Below are 21674 nucleotides of genomic sequence, written 5' to 3' on the forward strand. Positions count from 1 at the left end.
AGTTAAAAGAATGGATGATAGGGTGAATCTTGACTAAGTTGTTTTCGTTCATTCATGTAATGTTTATAGAGCATAGAAGCATTCACAAACTGTTTACTAATAGAAGCATATTGAATAGGTAGCTCAATCTTTTGATCGTTTTTTAATGTGACCACACATCCTGTTTCGCTCGGCGTAATATTGATAATCGCATGGAGCCCTATCCATATATTATGAATGGAATTAGGTGAATAGGTTGGTAGAAAGATGCAAGGAAAACCATAATCAAAGGCCACGACGATTGGTAGCTTATGTTGATTACCAAAAAAGCGTTTAGCAGATTGCTTTGCTGCTTCATAGGTGGAGCCTAATGAAATACAAGATTTTCGCAGTACATGCATCGGCTTCCGAGTAACAATTAGCTCATTATGTTTGTCTATAACATGAGTGAAAACTTTAGTGTCATGCTGAACTGGTTGGAGCAAGTAAGTGTTAAAGGAAATTAAATAGCCATTTACAAATTTACTAGTCATTTTGGAAGTGCCTCCCTTTTCTATTGATAACCGTAGTGTAATACATAAAATGAATTTCAAAAAATATACAAAGTAATGAAACAAGGTTGATAAATGAATGAAATGCTTAGAGAATTTGCTTTAAATTTCACGAGTTTACTAGTTAATCCAAGTTATTTTCAAATCGTAAGCATTGCTTTTTAATTTCAATTTTCATATAATTTAGAAAAGGATCGGGGTGAGATCGTTGGATAAATATTATTCGTACACAGATTTTCTAAAAGCCGTTGGTCAGTCAAAAAAAGTTGATGAGGCAGAGAAATTATTAAACGAGATTTATTTAGATTTATTTTTAAATCGTATCCAGCGTATGCATCGACAAGAGCAGCTCATCGTTTTAATAGATAGAGCGCTCGATGAAAAAGATGAAAACGCATTTTATCAATACGCAACCGAACTCAATTCCTTGCAGCAATCAGAAGATGAATCATATTAATAATTCCGCTCTCCGCGACTATGGAGAGCGGGATTTTTTTTGGAGATGATAGAGTGGCTGTGCCATTCACCTAATGTATAAAAAGTATTGCTCTAAAAATGAGAAAAGAGAAGGAACGACTACCATTCTACAATTGACATCTCATTACTAGATAAGGCTTGAAAACCTGACGAAACGGCTATTATGAGAGTAGAAGGTTGAGTATCCATATTCCATTTTAGGGATAGAAAAAAAAATTTACAAACATTCGTTCGTTAAATGTTCGAAATTTTAATATTGCTATGCTAAAATATATGTACAAATTGGAAAGAAAGGACGGGGACAGGTGTGCAAACTTTTGATTTACAAGCGCCATATCAGCCTAATGGAGATCAGCCACAGGCAATTGCGGAATTAGTGGAGGGTGTGAAAGCAGGCAAGCGTCATCAAACATTACTTGGTGCAACAGGAACTGGGAAAACATTTACGATTTCAAATGTAATCCAGCAGGTTAAAAAACCGACACTCATTATGGCACACAATAAAACGTTGGCGGGCCAATTATATAGTGAGTTCAAAGAGTTCTTTCCAAATAACGCTGTAGAATACTTTGTTAGTTACTATGATTATTACCAACCAGAAGCCTATGTACCGCAGACAGATACTTATATAGAAAAGGATTCTAGCATTAACGATGAAATTGATAAGCTACGCCACTCTGCAACTTCTGCATTATTTGAGCGTGATGATGTCATTATTATTGCATCTGTATCCTGTATTTACGGTCTTGGTTCTCCAGAAGAATATCGTGAAATGGTTGTCTCGATCCGCACGGGTATGGAAATTGAACGTAATCAGCTACTGCGCAAACTTGTAGATGTTCAATATGAGCGCAATGATGTTAGTTTTACACGCGGGACGTTTCGGGTACGAGGAGATGTAGTAGAGATTTTCCCAGCCTCACGTGATGAGCATTGTATTCGTGTCGAGTTTTTTGGGGACGAAATTGATCGCATTCGTGAGGTAGATGCTTTAACTGGAGAAATACTATCAGATCGAGAGCATGTCGCTATTTTCCCAGCATCCCACTTCGTTACACGAGAAGAAAAAATGCGAAAAGCGATAGAAAACATTGAAAAAGAATTAGAGGATCGTCTAGCTTTACTGCGTGCCGAGGATAAATTATTAGAGGCTCAGCGTCTAGAGCAACGGACACGTTATGATTTAGAAATGATGCGTGAAATGGGCTTTTGTTCAGGGATTGAGAACTATTCACGTCACTTAACTTTACGTGAAGCAGGTGCGACTCCATATACGTTGCTTGATTATTTCCCTGAGGACTTTTTGCTTGTCGTAGATGAAAGTCACGTAACTCTTCCACAGGTACGAGGGATGTACAACGGTGACCAAGCGCGTAAAGGGGTACTCGTAGAACATGGTTTCCGTTTGCCATCTGCGCTAGATAACCGTCCATTACGTTTTGAAGAATACGAAAATCGAGTACATCAAGCTATTTATGTATCTGCCACACCTGGACCCTATGAGTTGGAACATACACCAGAAATGATCCAGCAAATTATTCGACCTACTGGTTTACTGGATCCATTAATAGATGTCCGCCCAATTGAAGGGCAAATAGATAACTTAATCGATGAAATTCAAGGTCGAATTGCATGTGATGAGCGAGTATTAGTAACAACGCTAACAAAGAAAATGTCAGAGGATTTAACGGCCTATTTGAAGGAAATGGGCTTAAAGGTTGAGTATTTGCATTCTGAGATTAAAACATTAGAGCGTATTGAGATTATTCGTGAGCTACGGAAGGGCACTTACGATGTACTAATTGGAATTAACTTATTGCGTGAAGGACTTGATATTCCTGAAGTATCACTTGTAGCCATATTAGACGCGGATAAAGAAGGATTTTTACGTTCAGAACGTTCACTCATTCAAACGATTGGCCGAGCTGCGCGTAATGCGAACGGTCATGTCATCATGTATGCAGATCATGTAACCGACTCGATGAAAAAGGCGCTCGATGAAACAAAACGTCGTCGTGAATTGCAAATGGCCTATAACGAAGAGCATGGTATTACGCCTCAAACCATTAGTAAAAAAATACCAGAAGTAATTCGTGCTACACAAGTGGCAGAAGAAGAAAAATCCTATGTAACAAAGGCGACGAAGGGCAAAAAGCTGACAAAGGCAGAAAGAGACCAGCTCGTAGCTTCTCTAGAAATAGAAATGAAGGAAGCGGCAAAAGCGCTAGATTTCGAACGTGCAGCTGAGCTTCGAGATACAATATTTGAATTGAAGGTAGAAGGGTGAATGACTTGTGAAAAATACTGAAATTGTCGTGCAAGGTGCACGTGCTCATAATTTAAAAAATATTAATGTCACAATTCCACGTGATCAATTAGTCGTTTTAACAGGATTATCAGGATCAGGTAAATCTTCATTAGCATTTGATACGATTTATGCGGAGGGACAACGACGTTATGTCGAGTCTCTTTCCGCCTATGCGCGTCAATTTCTTGGGCAGATGGACAAACCAGATGTTGATGCAATCGAAGGATTATCGCCTGCTATTTCAATAGACCAAAAAACAACGAGTCGTAACCCACGCTCTACGGTAGGGACGGTTACAGAAATCTATGATTACTTACGTTTACTATATGCACGTATTGGTAAGCCGATTTGTCCGAATCACGGGATAGAAATTACTTCCCAAACGATTGAGCAAATGGTGGACCGTTTATTAACTTATCCAGAAAGAACCAAAATGCAACTCCTTGCTCCAATGGTTTCTGGACGTAAAGGAACACATGTAAAACTGCTAGAAGATTTAAAAAAGCAAGGCTTCGTTCGTGTGCGAATTGATGGAGATTTACGAGATTTAGATGATGCGATTGATCTTGATAAAAATAAAAAACACTCTATTGAGGTAGTGATCGACCGTGTTGTAATGAAGGAAGGTGTCGCTGCACGTTTAAGTGATTCTTTAGAAACAGCTCTTCGTTTGGCCGATGGTCGTGTGCTTGTAGATGTCATGGAGCATGAGGAATTACTATTTAGTGAACATCATGCCTGTCCTATTTGTGGTTTTTCTATTGGTGAGCTAGAGCCACGCATGTTTTCATTTAATAGTCCATTTGGTGCTTGTCCAAGCTGTGACGGCTTAGGCTCGACGCAAGAGGTGGATTTAGATTTAGTGGTGCCGGATTGGGATCGTTCTTTATTAGAGCATGCTATTGCACCTTGGGAGCCAACAAGTTCACAGTACTATCCACAATTATTAAAAGCAGTTTGTGATCACTATAATATTCCAATGGATGTGCCAGTAAAAGAGTTACCAAGAGACAAGATGGACAAAGTGTTATTTGGCTCAGGTAAAGAGAAGATTCACTTCCATTATGAAAATGAGTTTGGCAATGTACGAGACCAAATGATTGAATTTGAAGGTGTTGTCCGAAATGTAGAGCGTCGTTTTAAAGAGACAACTTCAGATTATGTTCGTGAGCAAATGGAAAAATATATGGCACAACAGGCTTGTCCTTCTTGTAAAGGCTATCGTTTAAAGCCAGAAACATTAGCTGTAAAAGTTGCCGACAAACATATTGGTGAGGTGACACAATATTCAATTCAGGAAGCTGACACATTTTTCAAAGAGCTAGATCTCACTGAAAAGGATATGAAAATTGCTCGTCTAGTTTTACGGGAAATTGAAGAACGACTGGGCTTCCTTGTTAATGTAGGTTTAGACTATTTAACTTTAAGTCGTGCAGCAGGTACATTATCTGGTGGGGAAGCACAACGTATTCGCCTTGCTACTCAAATCGGTTCACGATTAACAGGCGTTCTATATATTTTAGATGAACCATCGATTGGCTTACACCAACGTGATAATGATCGCTTGATTAGCACCTTACAAAACATGCGAGATATTGGTAATACACTGATTGTGGTGGAGCATGATGAGGATACGATGCTAGCAGCTGATTATCTGATTGACGTTGGACCAGGTGCAGGTGTACATGGTGGCCAAATTGTTGCAGCTGGTACACCACAGGAAGTCATGGAAAATAATAAATCTTTAACAGGACAATATTTAAGCGGGAAAAAATTTATCCCATTGCCAGTTGAAAGACGTCAACCAAATGGTCGTAAGCTTTCGATTAAGGGTGCCAAGGAAAATAATTTACGCAATGTCAAAGTCGATGTTCCACTTGGCTTATTTGTCGCAGTGACAGGTGTATCTGGTTCAGGGAAATCCACGCTGATTAATGAAATTTTATATAAATCATTGGCACAGAAGCTGAATCGTTCCAAGGTTAAACCGGGAGAACATAAAGAGGTAACAGGGATGGATGAGCTTGAAAAAGTCATCGATATTGACCAATCTCCAATTGGCCGTACCCCACGCTCGAATCCAGCTACTTATACGGGAGTCTTTGATGATATACGCGATGTTTTTGCTACCACGAATGAAGCAAAGGTGCGTGGCTATAAAAAAGGTCGCTTTAGCTTTAATGTCAAGGGTGGCCGCTGTGAAGCATGCCGTGGAGATGGAATTATTAAAATAGAAATGCATTTCCTTCCTGATGTGTATGTTCCTTGTGAAGTATGTCACGGCAAACGCTATAATCGGGAAACACTTGAAGTGAAATATAAAGACAAAAGTATTGCAGATATTTTAGATATGACGATTGAAAATGCAGTAGTATTCTTCGAAAATATTCCAAAGATTCAACGTAAGCTTCAAACTATTGTTGATGTTGGATTAGGTTATATGAAATTAGGACAACCTGCCACAACCTTGTCTGGAGGAGAGGCGCAGCGTGTAAAATTAGCATCTGAATTACATCGACGTTCAACAGGTAAATCATTCTATATTCTAGATGAACCGACGACAGGCTTACATGCAGACGATATTGCACGTTTACTTGTAGTGCTACAACGTCTTGTTGAAAATGGTGACTCCGTATTAGTTATTGAACATAATCTAGATGTTATCAAAACGGCTGATTATCTTATCGATTTAGGTCCAGAGGGTGGAGACAAAGGGGGTACGATTATTGCAACAGGTACACCTGAAGAAGTGGCAGAAGTGCCAGGTTCTTACACAGGAAAATATTTAAAACCAATTTTAGAACGTGACCGCCTTAGAATGGAAGCAGTATTAGCACAAGCTTCTAAATCCTAATCCCGGCCTTCAATCGGAATACGAAAAGCGCAACTCAATCCATAGAATTAAAGAAGAATGGGAGCACATCTTTCAAGCTGACAAGAAGGAAAGCCTTCGTTGTAATAAAAAATCCATTTTATTTCAATTTTGCAGTGAAACTTTTCAAAAAAAGAATCGTATAAATAGTATAACGAACTGAGGGAGGCTATTTAGTTATGCAAAATGAACGTCAACGAATTTTAGAACTTGTAGAAAAAGGTACGATTTCGGCACAAGAGGCGATTACATTATTAGAAGCATTAGAGCAAACCGGCAAATCTACTCAAAATGTTATGGATGATGTGTCTAAAGAGTCACAGTCATTTTCTTCTGACAAAGAGTCATTATTTGAAGAAAAGTCTAAAGATGGCGACAAGAAAAAAGAAGATTTTATGAAACATTTCCAAGATGAGATGCAAGATTTTCGTAAGGATTTAACACAGATTGGTTCTCTCTTTATGGATATGATGAATACAGCTGTCAAAAAGGTGAAGGAATTTGATGTAGCTTCTCCGTTTGGCGATAAATTTGAGTTTACGCATACAGAAGAAGTGGCTGCTGCCAATGTAGAAAGCATTATTGCTGAGTTACCGAATGGTAACTTTTCATTGGAATCCAGTGAGGGAGATACGATTCAAGTTATTTGCAAGGTGAAGGCACCGCTTATGAATGATAGTGAAGAAGAAACACGCAATCACTTTTTAGAGCAATTTGTTGTGAAAGAGGATGAGCATTCACTTCGAATTTTGAGCCAATTAAAGCTTGTTCAAGTCAATGCAAAGGTACTAGTTCCAAAGGATAAACTTGAAAAATTATCTGTCCGACTGATGAATGGTAGTGTTTCATTACAGGATACAGATGTTGAAGAATTAAAGGTGAAAACATTAAACGGTGCTATTAAAGGGACTAAGTTCAGTTTTGGGAAAGCGGAAGTAGATTCCTCTAATGGCTCCATTGAATTAACAAAGGTTCGCGGGAAAGATTTAGAAGCTGAAACATTAAATGGACGTGTTTATTTAGATGGTGCGTTGGACGAAGTAGAAGCTAAATCTGTTAATGGACATGTTGTGGTGACGACATGCTCAACAAATTCATCCAAAATAAAAGCTCAAACGGTTGCGGGAGCGGTTGAATTATACGTGCCTCGAACTATTTCATTAAGTGGTAAAGTGGTGACGAATTTTGGGAAAGTAGACGTCGGTATACATGATGTTTCCAAAATGGAGTCGCAGGATCAATTCCTCTCTAAAGTTGTTCGTTTTGATAAAGAAGTTGAACATGCAAATCGCTTATTTATCGAAGGAGAATCAAAAACAGGTGCTGTTTTAATTCGCTACACAACAACAGACGAGCAGCAAGTTTAATACAAAGCATTCAGGCTGATTGCCTGGATGCTTTTTTCTTTTGAAACAACAATCGACAATAGATGTCGTCGATTGCTGTTTTTATTTTATGTCAAATTTTTAAGGATTATGGCAAGGAAAGAACGAAATAGAAGGAACTGCCACGGATTGAAATGAAACTGTAATAAAAAAACAGAAATAGAGTGCTATAATAGTAAATGAAATACCTCTTACATAGTGAGAGTTTTAGGTGGTTTAATCATGATAGAAATGAAAAATGTAACGAAGAAGTACCCCAATGGCGTTGTTGCGACAAATGGTATTTCTGTAAACATAAAGCAGGGTGAATTTGTGTATGTAGTAGGCCCAAGTGGTGCAGGTAAATCTACATTTATCAAATTGATGTACCGTGAAGAAAAAGCAACGTCAGGGCAGATTATTGTAAATGGTATCGATTTAGCAACGTTAAAGAATAAGAAAGTCCCATATTTGCGTCGTCAACTTGGAGTTGTTTTCCAAGATTTTAAATTATTACCTCGTTTGAATGTCTATGAGAACGTAGCGTTTGCGCTAGAAGTAATCGAGGAACAACCTGATGAGATTAGACGTCGCGTTATGGAAGTTTTAGAGCTTGTTGGATTAAAGCATAAAGCTAGAATGTTTCCGAATGAGCTCTCAGGAGGAGAGCAACAACGAGTGTCCATTGCACGCTCTATCGTCAATGTACCAAAAGTTGTGATTGCGGATGAACCTACGGGGAACCTTGATCCTGAAACTTCATGGGAGATTATGAATTTATTTGAAGAAATTAATGCGCGGGGGACAACCATTGTAATGGCGACCCATAACCGTGAGATTGTGAATACGATTCGACGTCGAGTTATCGCTATTGAGGGCGGGTTAATTGTCCGTGATGAACACGGAGGTGAATACGGCTATGAAATTTAGTACTGTAAAGCGTCACTTCCGTGAAAGTATTAAGTCTCTTGGACGAAATAGCTGGATGACGATTGCGTCTGTCAGTGCAGTCACAGTTACACTTATCCTAGTTGGTGTTTTTGCGCTTATTATGATGAATTTAAATAAAGTGGCATCGGATTTAGAAAACGACGTTGAGATTAAAGTCTTAATTGATGAAACAGCAGATGAGGCGGCAGAAAAAGCGCTCATTGAGAAAGTTAAAAAATTGCCCGGTGTCTCAGAAATGAACTACTCAACTAAGGAAGATGAGTTAACCAAATTAGTTAAAGATTTTGGTGACGATTTTAAGCTATTTGAGCAAAGTAACCCATTACGTAATGTAATTTATGTAAAAGCAACAGATCCTCAGCAAACGGCAAAAGTGGCGAAGGCGATTGATAAATATGAGTATACATATGACGTTATGTATGGTGAAGGCAAAGTAGAAAAACTATTTAACTTCTTAAATATGAGTCGTAATGTAGGAATCGTGCTTATTTTAGGGTTATTATTCACAGCGATTTTCTTAATTTCAAATACTATTCGAATTACGATTATTGCTCGACGAGATGAAATTGAAATTATGAAACTAGTAGGTGCCACGAACTCATTCGTGCGTATCCCGTTCCTATTGGAAGGTATGTGGCTCGGAATTTTAGGTTCTATTATTCCGATTGCGGTTGTCACAACCCTTTACCACAATATATATAAAATTATTGCACCTCGTTTACAAGGTGAGCTCATTCAAGTATTAGATTTTTCTCCACTCGTGTATCAGGTGAGCGGTCTTCTGTTACTTATTGGTGTGTTGATCGGTATTTGGGGAAGCTTCATGTCAGTGCGTAAGTTTTTAAAAATTTAGTTTACACTCACAGCGGATATTTGTGTGTGGGAAAAATAGTCGAAGGGGAGTTCAATCGGTGAAAAGTAAGGCGAAAAACACATTGAAAACACTTGCAGTAGCATCTGCTCTAATTCTTTTTATCCAAACTCCATCAGCGTTTGCAACAAGTTTATCGGATTTAAAAGAAGAGAAAAAGCAAATTGAAACAAAGAAAAATGAATTAAATTCATCCATTTCAAACAAATCAAATGCCATTACAGCGAATCAAGAAAAACAACAAAAAATCATAGATCAAATTCAAGCATTAAACGCTGAAATCGACAAAACAAATAGTGATATAAAAAAAGTACAAGCCGAAATTCAAGCAACGAATGAAGAAATAAAAAAACTAGAAGAGTCTATTAAAGAACTATTGCATAAAATTGAAGAGCGCGATGTTTTATTACAAGAGCGGGCTCGAGCAATTCAAGCAGGAGGCTCTGTTAGCTATTTAGACGTATTATTAGGTTCTAATAGTTTTGTAGACTTTATTGATCGATTCTCTGCGGTCAATGCCTTAATGGAAGCGGATCGTCAAATTATTCAAGATCAAAAAGATGATAAGCAAAAATTAGAAGAACAAAAGCAAATTGTAGAAGAAAAACGTAAAAAGTTGGAAGGTCAACGAGCGGAGCTTGAACGATTAAAGGCTTCCTTAAATAGCCAAAAGACTGAGAAAAATAAATTAGTTGACCAATTAGAAAAAGAGCAAGAAAAGCTAAAATCAGAAAAAGTATTACTTGAAAAAGAATATTCAGAGGCTTTGGAAGTAAGCCAAGAATTACAGGATCAAATTATTTCTGAGCAAAAACGTTTAGCTGAAATTGCTCGTCAGCAAGAAGCAAAACGTAAAGCAGCCGCAGCTGCAGCGGCTGCAGCAGCTGCCAACAATGGCGGTGGCGGCTCATCAGGTGGTACAGTTAATGCCCCACAATCGAACGGCACATGGATAAAACCAACGAATGGTCGTTTAACATCACCTTATGGATGGCGGAACCTTGGAGCAGGCCCTGAATTCCATTATGGTGTGGATCTCGCCAATTCAACAGGGACACCAATTTGGGCAGCAGCGGATGGAGTAGTTGCTTACGCTGCACCACTAAGTTCCTATGGAAATGTTGTCATTCTGACGCATTCGGTGGATGGGCAAATTTATACAACTGTCTATGCACATTTAAATTCATTTAATGTGAGTGTAGGACAAGAAGTAACGCAAGGTCAGCAAATTGCTGCAATGGGTAGCACTGGTCGTTCTACTGGTCCACACTTACACTTCGAAGTGCACATTGGACCTTGGAGAGGACAAGCAGTTGGTAGTGTAAACCCGCTAAAATATATTCCATTGTAAACTATCAGCTATACATTAGAGCAATCTAGTGTGTAGCTTTTTTTTGTCCTTCAGCATTATGAAGGACCTAAATATGTTTAGTGCTCCAACGAAAAAATTGAATTACTAGCTAACCATAACTATTTGGGTAAACAGCAATATTGTTAGGACGTGGAACTAGCGAAGCTCCTCCCTTTTCCTATGATCAGATTCTATTTAATGTTATGATGAATATATACGTAGCGGGGTATATTTCTTAAGATTTTCTGAACACAGTGTGAAATTGGCTTATGTTGAAAAGTTCTATGCTATGCTGTATGTATCTTTCGGAGGTGGATTAGAGAGTGATCAATACAAATTGGTACTCCATCCGAGCACTAACTTTACCAGCAACTGCAATTGCTCTACTTATTACATTTTTCATAGTTTGGCTTATTCTGCGCTTACAATTTTCAAAAAAGTGGTCTGAGGCATATAGTGATGCAGCCTTTACATTTATACTTGTGTGGAAGTTTAGCTTGCTTGTCACTGACTTTAAATCAGTGGTGGCGCAGCCTATCTCATTACTTTATTTCAATGGAGGTACAGTTGGTGTTTTTCTTGGCGTCATCGCTGCATCTTTGCAAGTATGGCGGAAGCGACATAATCTCTCGTTACAAGGCCATCATATAATGGCGTATAGCTGGGCGATCATCTTAACTCAATCCATTTATCAATGGCTTGTAGTGCTGTTCAACGACAACTCTACAACGAGTGAAGTTACTACATTAATGGTACTAAGTGTATTGACTGTCTTCATACTATGGAAAATGCAGGGAGGAGTAAAACGAGGCTTAATACTGTATACAGCTGGTCTAATCATTGTTGCCTTCTTCCAGCCACTTGGTATAGGGCAAACGGCTGTAGGTATGAGTTTATTATTGCTTTGTCTTGGTATAGTTTTAGAACAAGAAGAACGAATCAAAGTGGGAGGGTAAGAATGAAAAAAAATATTGGACTACTGATTGTCGTGCTTTTAGTAGTTGCGATGATTGGTACATATGTTAGACAGCAAATTAATGAAGACAGAGCGATTGAAAAATCTGCTCTTGGCAAGGATATAGGGGAGCGAGAAATTGGTTTAGGAAATGGAGATACACCGCCAGATTTTACATTAACAAGCTTAGATGGGGAAGATATCACATTAAGTGATCTTCGTGGAAAGAAGGTTGTATTAAATTTCTGGGCGACATGGTGTCCACCATGTAAGGCAGAAATGCCCCATATGCAAAGTTTCTATGATAAATATGGCAAAGAAAAAAATGTAGAAATCGTAGCTGTCAATTTAACATCAGCTGAGCGTGATGTGACAGCGGATGCGAAAGTGGATACGGTGATGACTTTTAGAGATAGCTTTGAGCTAACATTCCCAATTTTGTTGGATCCTGAAAATTCAGCAGGCTCAGACTACCAAATTATCACCATTCCGACAACTTATTTTATTGATTCAAACGGCTATATTCAACGTGCCATTAAAGGACCAATGGACGTGGATATGTTAAAAGAATATGTAGATGCATTAGATTAATTCATAAAAAATCTGTTCAGTTTCTATCGTAGAAACGAGCAGATTTTTTTATTTTACGGTGACACCGTGATGAGGAATCTCATCATGCATAGTAGTTTTTTTACATTTCCACAGAGTAATGCCGATTGCTCACAAAGTGATAGAAAGTATCTCCTCAAATCATAATTTTGAAAACTAATCTTGTATGTTTGAAAAAATAGTGTCATACAGTAAAAGAGACGGAGGAGGGAAGATTTGCGCAAATTAACGGCCGGTGTCGGTGTCCTACTTAGTAGTTTAGTGGTAGGCAGTGGTATTTACTTTGATTGGTTTAATATTGGTGATAAAAAGGAGCCTGTTACGGAGGTTGACACAATTGGTGAGGCCATAACCCTCATTGAAGAAAAATCAGTATACAGTACAAAAAAGGATGCTTTGGTGGAAGGAGCCCTTCGTGGTATGGCAGATGCCATTAAGGACCCTTACAGCACTTATTATTCCAAGGAAGAGGCTGAGCAACATCGACAAATGCTAGCTGAAGAAAGAGTAGGTATTGGGATTGAACTCTCAGAAAATAAAGGGAAATTTATCGTAGTTTCCCCTGTTCGTTCATCACCAGCAGAGAAGGCTGGAATGCGTTCACTCGATGAAATTGTACAAGTTGATGGTGTTCGTGTAGATGGTAAAACGATGAGCGAATTGATGCATTTAATTCAAGGGGAGAAGGGGACGAAGGTTACCATTGTTGTTTACCGTCCAAGTGAGGATAAGCATATTAAGATGACAATGGAGCGGGCTGCGATCTCTAACAAGACTGTCTCAAGTGAAGTTGTAAAAGTAGAGGATACAGCAATTGGCTATGTTTCGATTTCACTGTTTGGTGAGAAGACGGCAAATGAATGGGTTGCTGAAACAAGTAAATTACTTCGGAAAGATGTTGAAGGAATTGTTATTGATGTTCGTGATAATCCAGGGGGGTATTTACATAGCGTCGCAGCGCTACTAAGCACAGTATTAGATAGTGGCAAGGTATTTGCATATATGCAAAATGCTGAAGGTGCTATGGAACCATTAAAAACACAAACAAAAGGTATCGATGAAAAATATTTAGAAAAAATGAACAAAATTCCGATTGTTGTTTTACAAAATCAAGGAAGTGCTTCTGCAAGTGAAGTATTGAGCGGAGCCTTAAAAAGCTGGGGGCGTGCTTCTCTTGTTGGGGTGAAGAGCTTTGGGAAAGGAACTGTACAGGAATCATGGGAGCTTTCGAATGGCGGAGAGCTTAAATTATCCACGAATAAATGGCTAACACCAAAACGTGAATGGATTCATGGGCAAGGCATTGAGGCAAGCTTAGTAATCGAGCAAAATGAATTATTCGCTTTTCAACTACATCCTCTGACAGGGAAGTTTAAAGTGGGCGATATGAGCGAGGAAATTTCTTATTCTCAAAATGCCTTGCAGAAACTTGGCTATCAGATTGATCGCTTAGATGGTTATATGGATGATACAACGGCTGAAGCGGTTAACCTTTATCGAAAACAGAAAAAATTAAAACTAGCAGAAGATGAATTTTATATGGATACGACCTTCTTTAATAGCTTGAATGAAACATTAAAAAATTATAAAGTAGACCGTCAAAACGACCAACAATTCCAAATGGCAACTAGTTTTTTACTACACGCAATCGAACAATAAACTCACTAGTAGAACAAAAATACCATAATACAGAGCTTTCTATGAGTTTGTACTACGCAAGAGTGTAGTCGTTTGATACAATAAATTCATAGTATTCAAGATAGAAACGGCGGGTGTTCGTATGGTTAGTGATATATTATTAGAAATTGTAACAGCGATTGGCCGCTTTTTACTCAACCCATTACTGTATGTAGCCATCATATTTGCTATTTTATTAGGTTATCGTCGCGTAAAGCAGGAGCGTAAATATTTTAATAGACGGATTATTTGGGGCTGGACAGAGTTAGTCGGACAATGGAAAGATGGATGGCTTTATGCATTGCTTATTTCGCTAATTAGTGTGGCGGCAGGGCTTACCGTTCCAAAAGTTTTTTTAATCCTTGTAATAGCAGTCTCGGTAGTAGGGCTCGTATTGTATTTCCTAAATGCTTTGTCACCTATTTTAACAATGGGTATAGCAACGCTAGCAATATGGGCTATGTCTTACTACAACTGGTCCTTTACTTGGTGGAACATTTCCCTAGCAGGTGTCGATTTAGAGAATGGGGCTATCGTTACCATTTCTATTCTTGTAGGTCTTTGTGTTATTGCTGAAGGTCTTTTAATTCGACGTGCAGCAATGAAGGTCACAACACCTTGCGTGGAAAAAACAAAACGAGGTATGCAGGCGATTGTCTATCGTTCAAGAAATGTTTGGGTACTGCCTATTTTCTTTGTTATGCCTGGTGATGCGATTTCTGCTGTATTCCCGTACTGGCCACAGTTTACGATAGGGGATACTAGCTTTGCACTGATCTTTTTCCCACTCGTAATTGGCTTTTCGAAGCTGATAAGAAGGGATTTACCTGCCCAAGTATTTCCTAAAATTGGGCGTTCTGTAGTTATACTTGGACAGCTTATTTTAATAGGGGGGCTGGCTGCATATCTTGAACCAATGATCGGTTATATGACGCTTGGGTTGGGAGCAATTATCCGTATCATCATCTCCATCTATTATGCTCAGCAGGATAAAACAGATCATTATGCGGTAGCACCTAGCACAAAGGGTGCAATTATTGCAGCAGTGTTTCCTGATTCGCCAGCTGAGAAAATGGGCTTACTTGCAGGGGAATGTATTCGGAAAGTAAATGGTGTTTCTATTTTTACAGAAAATGAATTATACGAGGCATTACAATTAAATGCCGCTCATTGTCGTCTCGAAGTGCTAGATCGAAACAATGAAATTCGTTTAACGCAGCATGTCATTTATAGTAATGATCATTACCGAATTGGATTACTACTTGCTGAGCCGAGGGATATATAATGGACGTTTTTGGGAAAATGATGTTGGCGCTCTTCATACCTGCTTTATTGGTGCTATTGTTCACAAGAATTACGTATAATCGCTATGTTGCTCTATTATTGGCTATTGCGCTTATCGCTGCCTCAGTATATGCAGGATATACATCCCCACCAATTATTTTCGTTATAGATGCATTTTCATTAACGGTGGGCTTTTGGTTAGCAAGTAAAATGAAGAAATAAACAAGGTCAGTCCTCGTGGGGACTGACCTTTTTACATGAAAAATCGCACAGCTGCCATTATGATAACTCCTGCAACGACAGTAATAGATAAACTTTTTGTAATGAGCGCAATAACTAGCGTTGGCACGAATGTAATAAAGACTGGCCAATCAAGAGTCACAACTTTGCCACTTTCGGTATCGATTAAATTTTCGATGACAAGAGCACTTAAAATACAAACAGGAATAAAACTAAGCCACTTTAGCACTACATCCGGGAGTGTGACACTGCGTACAAAAATAAACGGAATGACACGTGGTAGCCATGTGACAAGCGCACAGCCAATAATCAGCCATACCATATAAGCGGTTGTTGTCATTTGTCAGTCACCACCCCAATAGTTGCTACGATCACCGTTGCTAGCAAAACAGCCACATGTGAAGGTACTATATAAGAAAGACCATACATAATAACAGCCATATAGCCGATTAACTTAATATAATGCATGATTTTACTTTTGCCGACACTACTCAATTGTAAAACTAAAAGAGCGACAAACATAGCGACTAAGGCGAAATCTAGTCCCCATTGTTCAGGATTTGCCACCCATTGCCCTAAGAAGGCACCCGTGACACAAGATAAAATCCAAAAAATATACGCTGTTAAGTTAAGCCCATCCATCCATTTACCGTATAATTTACCGGTTTGCATTTGCTTGGTCACAGCCACCCCAAAGGTTTCATCTGTTAATAAAGTACCGAAGCCTACATTTCTAAGCATGGAATAATGCGTAAAATGAGGGGCTAATGTTAAACTCATTAATAAATGGCGTAAATTGACGACAAAAATGGTTACAATGATAGCAGAAGCAGGACTACTTGTTAAAAGTAGTGCACAAAAAATAAATTGTGCAGAGCCTGCGTAAATCAATATGGTTAAAAGGGCGATTTCCAGTACTGATAGTCCTGAAGCGGAACCTACAACACCGAATGCAAGTCCTATACTAATATAACCGAGTAAAGTAGGTACACAATCCTTCACGCCCTGTATAAAGCTATCGTTGGGAGAGTTTGTTGCCGGATCATGATGAAGCTCTGTTGTACTTGTCATAAATAGGTCATCCTTTCTTAAAAATTTCCATGTATACTGTTGATGGAATAGTTTGATAGTTCTTGATGTTTATTAAAGTATACATATGTCTGATAAAATAAACAATAGAAAATTGGTGATTAAAAATGGAACAAATGAGCAGAAATTTAGCCTTTCAATTAAAGAAAATTAGACAACAACGTCATTTAAGCTTAGATGATGTTGCCAAAGCAACGGGCGTTAGTAAAGCGCAACTCGCTCAAATAGAAAAGGGAGAAGCGAATCCTACTGTATCAACCATTTGGAAAATAGCTGCTGGAATGCGTATTTCATTTTCTTCTTTATTACAGCCGCCAACAGCTCATTTCATGCGTTACAGCGGTAAGGATGTCCCACATGTTGATGAGGATGAGGGACGCTATCGTGTCTATTCGATTATTCCGTATAATCCTGAACGAGGTTGGGAATTCTACAAGGTTGAAATGGAGCCTGGAGCCATTAGTAGGAGTGAAGCCCACACAGAAGGGGTAGAGGAAACTGTCATGATTATCAAAGGACAAGCTGCTATTTCTGCTGGAGATATGCATGAATTACTGGATGAAGGGGATACACTAGTATTCTCGGGGCATCAACCCCATGAATATCGAAATACATCTGAAGGGTTAACAATTTTTCATTTAATTTTACAGTATAAATAGAGGTGTCGATAGTGAAAGAATGGTTTACAGTAGAAAATATTGAACTTGTTGCGGCGCAGTATCGAACACTTGGCCCCGTCATTGGTTTACTGCTACCTTTTCTAGAAGCGTTTTTACCATTCCTACCATTAGTGGTGTTCGTTGTAGCTAATGCAAGTGCATTTGGTTTATGGCTTGGATTTTTATTATCTTGGTTGGGTTCTGCGGCTGGATCATACGTGGTATTTTTGCTTGTTCGACATTTTGGTAAACATCCAAGGTTGCGATTTATAACTGGCAGTAAAAAAGTACAGAAACTTATTAAATGGGTGGATATGAATGGCATAAGCCCTCTTTTTGTCCTCCTATGTTTCCCTTTTACCCCTTCTGTCATTGTGAACATTGTGGCGGGTTTATCCCATATTCATAAAAAATTTTACTTAGTCGTTTTACTAGCAGGAAAATTCGTGATGATTTTAGGTATGAGTGTATTGGGATATGATTTAAAATCGTTACTAACAAGCCCTGTGAAATTAATAATTGCGGCAGTTGCGATTGTTATTTTATGGTTTATTGGTAAACTAATTGAGAAGCGTTTGAATGCTCGTGTAGAAAGAGATTTAAAACAAGCGCGAAATTTGACGAAAAAACAGGATCACCATGCAAGATAAAATAGTTGTAGCCTCTTTGATTTGTTGAAGAGGCTGTTTTTTTGTGAAATGAATCATTGGTTTTTATTGTCTATCGAAGGTTGATAGATAGTATTTGCTAGTTATTTTCGATAGAATTTAAGCTAGAGGATCACTGATGTTTATAGCGTCACTCTGACAATGGAATCAGGTTAAGTGATAGAAACGATAAAAAATAATCTATATATATATTATTGAATGGATGCTAACGTGCAGTCAAAATAGTTAGACAGTAATTTATAGAGGAGGGGAAACGAAATGACATTGCGAATTGTTTCGGGACGCTCGGGAACAGGGAAATCCGTATTTATTCATCAAGAAATTGTTGAACAGCTAAAGACTGATCCACTCGGTCAACCTATTTTTGTCATTGTTCCTGACCAGATGTCTTATTCTACGGAATATGAGCTAACGAATAAGCATGGTTTGCAGGGCTTGATTCGTGCGCAAGTGATGACGTTTAAGCGTTTAGCATGGCTTGTTTTACAGGAGACAGGTGGTATTGCTCGTAAAGAAGTAAATGGCTATGGTTATCGAATGCTGATTCGTAAACTTTTGGAGGAACAAAAAAGTGAGTTCTCCTTATTTAGACAAGCTGCCGGAAAACGTGGTTTTACGGAGGAAATTGAAACACTTTTAAAGGAATTTAGTCGATATAGTGTCAATAGCTCTGTTTTAGCTGAGGTAACAGAATCCTTAAAGGCGATTGACGCGCCAAATACCTTACAAGCCAAAACGAATGATTTACATGTCGTTTTGCAGGCATTAGAAGTACGACTTGGTACGACATATGTCGATAGTGAGGGCTATTATCCGATATTAACGGAGCAATTGAAGTATGCCGAAACAATGAAGCAAGCAACCATTTATATTGATGGATTCACAGCCTTCACAGTGCGAGAGTTAGAGCTGGTACGAGAATTGCTTAAGGTAACTAAACAGGTAACCGTCGTTCTTCCGTTTGATCATATAGACGAAGCTTTTGATGAACAGGCTCTTTTTCATGAAGCAGCGTTAACGAATCAGCGACTACATGATATTGCAAATGAAGAGGGCATAGACGTCGAGGCACCTTTACATTTTTATTATACTCAAAGATTCCAATCTGAAGATTTACAACATGTGGAAGCAAATTTTGCTAATATGGTGCCGCAAACGAAAAAAACTTCTGGAGATGTAATGGTGTTTGAAGCATCGAATCGTCGAGCGGAGGTTCACGCGATTGCCCGGGAAATAACAAAGTTAACAAGAGAAGATGGCTATCGTTATCAAGATATTGTCCTTTTATATCGACAAGCAGAACTTTATGACCCATTGATTACAAGTATTTTTCAACAATATGAAATTCCTATTTTTACAAATACTAAAAAAACAATGCTCCATCATCCTCTGATTGAGCTTAGTCGTTCGGCATTAGAAATCATGACGTCTAATTGGAAGTATGAACCTGTATTTCGAAGTGTAAAAACAGATTTGTTTTTCCCCTTACAAGCAGAGCTAACTATTTGGCGTGAGCGAGCTGATCGATTGGAAAACTATTGCTTAGCGCAAGGAATCTATGGTGAACGTTGGTTTGAAGAGGCTCGGTGGTTTTATAAAAAGTATCGTGGGCTTGAGTTCCATTCACGTGTACAAACAGATGAGGAACGTGCAATGCAAGCAGAAATTGAGGCAATTCGTGACGAAATTCGTCAGCCTTTAAAGGAGTTTCAAGACAAACTGAGTACGGCGCCAACGGGTAAGGATGTTGCCACTGCTTTATTTGAGCTAGTAGAGTCATTACAAGTATATGAGAAGCTTCAAGCTATGAAGGATCGTGAGCTTGAGCGGGGGGATGCACTAGCAGCGAGTGAACATGAGCAAGCGTGGAATGAATGGATCAATGTATTGGATCAATTTGTCTATATGTTTGGCGAGCAGGAGATGTCAGTGGAGGAAGCGGCTAAAATTCTTGATGAAGGCTTTGATACATTAGAATTTTCTCGCATTCCACCAACATTAGATGAGGTTATGGTAGCGACGGTTGATTTAGCTCGTTTATCCAATATTAAAGCAGCCTTCGTTTTAGGAATGAATGATGGTGTATATCCAACTCGAATGGAATATGAAGGTTTATTGTCAGATACAGAGCGTGAATGGTTTGGTCAAATTGGTTATGAGCTTGCACCAACCTCCTCTAACCGTTTATTACAGGAGAATTTCTTATTTTATCGTGCTGCCACAACACCGTCAGATAAGCTTTATTTGACGTATCCTACAGCAGATGAAGAAGGAAAGGCACTGTTATCGTCTCTTTATATAAAAAAATTCATCGGAAATGATCAAACAGCTGGTCTGTTAAGTGGGATTCAGGCGGAGCGGGTTGTAATGGATCCAATAGAATTATTAGATGGAAATGCTTTACCGTATTTACGCCATCCACGAACTGCATTAGCCCATTTAATGGTGCAACTACGTCAGGCAGAGCATAGCCGTGAACTGGCACCTGAATGGCTGGCGCTACAAAAATTTTATCAGCAGGACCCTTACTGGGCACTTATCTTTGATCGAGTACATTATCCGATTACTCATAAAAATGAAGCACAGCCATTGGAAACCTATATAACTCAAGAGCTATATGGGAAAAAACTTACATCTAGTGTATCTCGAATAGAGAAATATTTTAGATGTCCATTTTCTCATTTCACAACGTATGGTCTACGTTTAGAGGAACGTGCGGAGTACCGATTAGAAACCTTTGCAATGGGTGATCTATTCCATGAGGCATTAAAGTGGATAACAGAGGAAACTCACCGACTGCAGCTATCTTGGATTCGTTTAACAAAACAGCAAATTAAACAGTTGGCACGTCAAGCAGTAGAGCAAATTGTTCCTGTCTTCTCCCATCAAATTTTATTATCTAGTGCGCGTTATCGCTATATTCAGCGGAAGCTTATTCGAATTGTGGAGCGCACGATGATGGCATTGACACAGCATGCGAATGTGTCTCACTTTAAGCCAATTGCGATAGAGGCATCATTTGGCCCAGGACAACATGAACAGCTTCCACCTCTTGAGATTGATTTGACTAGTGGTAAAAAAATGTTTATGCGAGGTCGTATTGATCGTATCGATAGTGCCACGATAGATGACCGTTCTTATTTACGGATTGTTGATTATAAATCATCAGCTCGAGATTTAGATTTAAATGAGGTTTATTATGGATTGTCTTTACAGGTACTTACTTATTTAGATGTGGCAATGGAAAATAGCTCCTATTGGCTTCCAGGGGAAACGGAGCCAGCTGGGGTACTGTATGTTCATGTCCATAATCCTATGTTAAAACTAGATAAGGATATGACGGATAGTGAAATAGAAGAGGACCGGTTAAAGCAATATAAAATGAAGGGTCTGCTGTCTGAGAATGCTGAGTCCATTTTATCGATGGACGAGCAGTTAGAGGAAAGTAGTGGACACTCAAAAATTATCCCTGTTTATATGAAAAAAGATGGAACACCTTCTGAATCGCAATCACGCATTGTGCCTGTAAATGATATGAAAAGACTCCAGCATTTCGTACGTCGTAAGCATCAGGAGGCAGGGAATGGGATTTTGTCTGGTGATACTGCCATCAGCCCGTATAAATTAAAATCCAAAACGGCCTGTGACTATTGTCAATTTGCCGCGGTTTGCCAATTTGATCCATCCGATGGTAAACAAAACTATCGTCAGTTGATGCAAGCGAAACCAAATGAAATTGTTGATAAAATTCGGAAGGAGATAGAGTAGC

The 21674-nt window shown here is 38.8% G+C and carries 18 protein-coding genes; 15 read left to right on the forward strand and 3 right to left on the reverse strand.

From position 1 onward, the window contains the following. Positions 1-2 precede the first annotated feature (2 nt). On the reverse strand, positions 3-512 hold the full coding sequence (locus AC1Q6O_RS01925) for a competence protein ComK (protein ID WP_036123364.1): 510 nt from the start codon (positions 510-512) through the stop codon (positions 3-5). A gap of 226 nt (positions 513-738) precedes the next feature. Between AC1Q6O_RS01925 and AC1Q6O_RS01930 the strand changes: the two genes are divergently transcribed. The 12 genes from AC1Q6O_RS01930 (at position 739) to AC1Q6O_RS01985 (ending at position 15471) form a co-directional block, all read left to right on the forward strand. Continuing rightward, the gene (locus tag AC1Q6O_RS01930; protein WP_036123367.1) at positions 739-987 is read left to right on the forward strand and encodes an IDEAL domain-containing protein; all 249 of its coding nucleotides are present in this window, start codon (positions 739-741) and stop codon (positions 985-987) included. Positions 988-1314: 327 nt separating this feature from the next. Next, positions 1315-3294 carry an excinuclease ABC subunit UvrB gene (gene uvrB / locus AC1Q6O_RS01935; protein WP_342531982.1) on the forward strand — a complete coding sequence of 660 codons (1980 nt, stop codon included), beginning with the start codon at positions 1315-1317 and terminating at the stop codon, positions 3292-3294. A gap of 7 nt (positions 3295-3301) precedes the next feature. Next, positions 3302-6169, forward strand: coding sequence for an excinuclease ABC subunit UvrA (gene uvrA, locus AC1Q6O_RS01940; RefSeq protein ID WP_089986734.1), 2868 nt, complete (start codon positions 3302-3304; stop codon positions 6167-6169). Positions 6170-6366: 197 nt separating this feature from the next. Beyond that, positions 6367-7554, forward strand: coding sequence for a DUF4097 family beta strand repeat-containing protein (locus tag AC1Q6O_RS01945; protein WP_089986733.1), 1188 nt, complete (start codon positions 6367-6369; stop codon positions 7552-7554). Positions 7555-7794: 240 nt separating this feature from the next. After that, on the forward strand, positions 7795-8481 hold the full coding sequence (gene ftsE / locus AC1Q6O_RS01950; RefSeq protein ID WP_008178797.1) for a cell division ATP-binding protein FtsE: 687 nt from the start codon (positions 7795-7797) through the stop codon (positions 8479-8481). Further along, a complete protein-coding gene (ftsX, locus tag AC1Q6O_RS01955) occupies positions 8471-9355 on the forward strand; it encodes a permease-like cell division protein FtsX (protein ID WP_025116776.1) in 885 nt (294 codons plus the stop codon). Before ftsE ends, ftsX begins: the two co-directional genes overlap by 11 nt. 58 nt (positions 9356-9413) lie before the next feature. Beyond that, a complete protein-coding gene (locus tag AC1Q6O_RS01960; protein WP_008178793.1) occupies positions 9414-10724 on the forward strand; it encodes a murein hydrolase activator EnvC family protein in 1311 nt (436 codons plus the stop codon). Positions 10725-11047: 323 nt separating this feature from the next. Further along, positions 11048-11680, forward strand: a complete 633-nt coding sequence (locus AC1Q6O_RS01965; RefSeq protein WP_171365797.1) for a hypothetical protein — start codon at positions 11048-11050, stop codon at positions 11678-11680. A gap of 2 nt (positions 11681-11682) precedes the next feature. Further along, positions 11683-12270 (forward strand): redoxin domain-containing protein, encoded by a 588-nt coding sequence (locus AC1Q6O_RS01970; RefSeq protein WP_008178790.1) that lies wholly within the window; start codon positions 11683-11685, stop codon positions 12268-12270. Between the two features lie 234 nt (positions 12271-12504). Next, the gene (locus AC1Q6O_RS01975) at positions 12505-13947 is read left to right on the forward strand and encodes a S41 family peptidase (protein ID WP_036123391.1); all 1443 of its coding nucleotides are present in this window, start codon (positions 12505-12507) and stop codon (positions 13945-13947) included. A gap of 121 nt (positions 13948-14068) precedes the next feature. Further along, on the forward strand, positions 14069-15250 hold the full coding sequence (locus tag AC1Q6O_RS01980; protein ID WP_171365798.1) for a PDZ domain-containing protein: 1182 nt from the start codon (positions 14069-14071) through the stop codon (positions 15248-15250). Beyond that, entirely contained in the window at positions 15250-15471 is a 222-nt protein-coding gene (locus AC1Q6O_RS01985; protein ID WP_008178785.1) for a DUF2198 family protein, read from the forward strand. The genes AC1Q6O_RS01980 and AC1Q6O_RS01985 overlap by 1 nt, the downstream gene beginning before the upstream one ends. 31 nt (positions 15472-15502) lie before the next feature. On the opposite strand, the gene AC1Q6O_RS01990 is transcribed toward AC1Q6O_RS01985, so the two are convergent. Both AC1Q6O_RS01990 and AC1Q6O_RS01995 read right to left on the reverse strand, forming a co-directional pair. Continuing rightward, positions 15503-15829: an AzlD domain-containing protein gene (locus AC1Q6O_RS01990; protein ID WP_036123398.1), complete on the reverse strand. Its 327-nt coding sequence runs from the start codon at positions 15827-15829 to the stop codon at positions 15503-15505. Further along, on the reverse strand, positions 15826-16560 hold the full coding sequence (locus tag AC1Q6O_RS01995; protein ID WP_008178782.1) for an AzlC family ABC transporter permease: 735 nt from the start codon (positions 16558-16560) through the stop codon (positions 15826-15828). The genes AC1Q6O_RS01990 and AC1Q6O_RS01995 overlap by 4 nt, the downstream gene beginning before the upstream one ends. A 125-nt stretch (positions 16561-16685) precedes the next feature. Here AC1Q6O_RS01995 and AC1Q6O_RS02000 point away from each other — a divergent pair, with 125 nt between their 5' ends. From AC1Q6O_RS02000 to addB, 3 genes are all read left to right on the forward strand, one after another. Continuing rightward, positions 16686-17237, forward strand: coding sequence for a helix-turn-helix domain-containing protein (locus tag AC1Q6O_RS02000; protein WP_008178780.1), 552 nt, complete (start codon positions 16686-16688; stop codon positions 17235-17237). 11 nt (positions 17238-17248) lie between these two features. Further along, on the forward strand, positions 17249-17887 hold the full coding sequence (locus AC1Q6O_RS02005) for a TVP38/TMEM64 family protein (protein ID WP_008178779.1): 639 nt from the start codon (positions 17249-17251) through the stop codon (positions 17885-17887). A gap of 276 nt (positions 17888-18163) precedes the next feature. Further along, the gene (gene addB / locus AC1Q6O_RS02010; RefSeq protein ID WP_492400890.1) at positions 18164-21673 is read left to right on the forward strand and encodes a helicase-exonuclease AddAB subunit AddB; all 3510 of its coding nucleotides are present in this window, start codon (positions 18164-18166) and stop codon (positions 21671-21673) included. Position 21674 lies beyond the last annotated feature (1 nt).

The sequence above is a fragment of the Lysinibacillus sp. GW823-FHT06C08 genome (genome assembly GCF_058795135.1).

Bases quoted from the DNA above. Each gene is read 5' to 3' on its own strand.
- AC1Q6O_RS01925 (WP_036123364.1), bottom strand. From the start codon at position 512: ATGACTAGTAAATTTGTAAATGGCTATTTAATTTCCTTTAACACTTAC.
- AC1Q6O_RS01945 (WP_089986733.1), top strand. From the start codon at position 6,367: ATGCAAAATGAACGTCAACGAATTTTAGAACTTGTAGAAAAAGGTACG.
- ftsE (WP_008178797.1), top strand. From the start codon at position 7,795: ATGATAGAAATGAAAAATGTAACGAAGAAGTACCCCAATGGCGTTGTT.
- ftsX (WP_025116776.1), top strand. From the start codon at position 8,471: ATGAAATTTAGTACTGTAAAGCGTCACTTCCGTGAAAGTATTAAGTCT.
- AC1Q6O_RS01970 (WP_008178790.1), top strand. From the start codon at position 11,683: ATGAAAAAAAATATTGGACTACTGATTGTCGTGCTTTTAGTAGTTGCG.
- AC1Q6O_RS01980 (WP_171365798.1), top strand. From the start codon at position 14,069: ATGGTTAGTGATATATTATTAGAAATTGTAACAGCGATTGGCCGCTTT.
- AC1Q6O_RS01985 (WP_008178785.1), top strand. From the start codon at position 15,250: ATGGACGTTTTTGGGAAAATGATGTTGGCGCTCTTCATACCTGCTTTA.
- AC1Q6O_RS01990 (WP_036123398.1), bottom strand. From the start codon at position 15,829: ATGACAACAACCGCTTATATGGTATGGCTGATTATTGGCTGTGCGCTT.
- AC1Q6O_RS01995 (WP_008178782.1), bottom strand. From the start codon at position 16,560: ATGACAAGTACAACAGAGCTTCATCATGATCCGGCAACAAACTCTCCC.
- AC1Q6O_RS02000 (WP_008178780.1), top strand. From the start codon at position 16,686: ATGGAACAAATGAGCAGAAATTTAGCCTTTCAATTAAAGAAAATTAGA.
- addB (WP_492400890.1), top strand. From the start codon at position 18,164: ATGACATTGCGAATTGTTTCGGGACGCTCGGGAACAGGGAAATCCGTA.